The sequence below is a fragment of the Vibrio sp. MM46 genome, assembly GCF_027587135.1.
GTDB classification, from domain to species: domain Bacteria; phylum Pseudomonadota; class Gammaproteobacteria; order Enterobacterales; family Vibrionaceae; genus Vibrio; species Vibrio harveyi.
Map to the genome: position 1 here is coordinate 1 of NZ_JAPPTO010000089.1, position 773 is coordinate 773.

At 36.4% G+C, this 773-nt stretch carries 1 pseudogene; it reads left to right on the top strand.

Features of this window, described 5'->3' with window-relative positions:
- Positions 1 to 45: 45 nt before the first annotated feature.
- A pseudogene (locus OH459_RS28035) lies at positions 46 to 213 on the top strand (transposase); the annotation flags it as partial.
- Positions 214 to 773: the final 560 nt, after the last annotated feature.

Genomic DNA, 773 nt, shown 5'->3' on the forward strand with positions numbered 1-773 from the left:
TAGGTGTTGTCTGAGTAAAATCAACACCTATTGAAAATATTGTAAATGAGTTCAACACAATACACCTAATCTCTGATGCCCTTTTGGCAAAAATTGAGCGTCTGTTACCTATCCGAAAGACTACCCCCTCTCGGTACACATCGAAAGAGGGTCGATAATCGTGATGCCATGAATGGCATTCTTTTTGTTCTCAGAACCGATTGTCAGTGGAATGTATCACAAACGTGTTGAATAAGTTCGAGCTTTTCAGCTCTTGGGAGCTCATAGTCAGTAGCATTCCTGCATCTTAAGCAAAAAACCCTAAGGTGCGGATTCTACACTTAATGTGACATTTCTAAGTTGGAGGAATGTGGCATCTTAAACTTACACAATGATCAAAGTGCTGAATAAGCTTACAGCCTTAAACTCAATATATCGTTTAAGAATTAAGCGCTATAGGATAGGCATGTCTTCTCTCTGAATTAAGCAACAAAGCCTACTGTCTATGTAAACATCTATGTTTAAATCGTCTCGGTTCGAATTTAACGTGCTTCATGCAAACCACATCGAATATACAACTTCGCTTTAAAGGTGCAACTACATGCACATAAATAGCTAATAGCAATCAAAATTACAAAATCAATAGACACTTCAAATCAAACAGTTTATTGCTCATTATTCCGACTAAAATAAACATTCATTAAAATATTGCGCAACCCTCCCCACCACCTATCATTTTGTATACTTTTTGATAGTTCGTGAAATCATCTATCAAAAGTACTATTATAAATGCT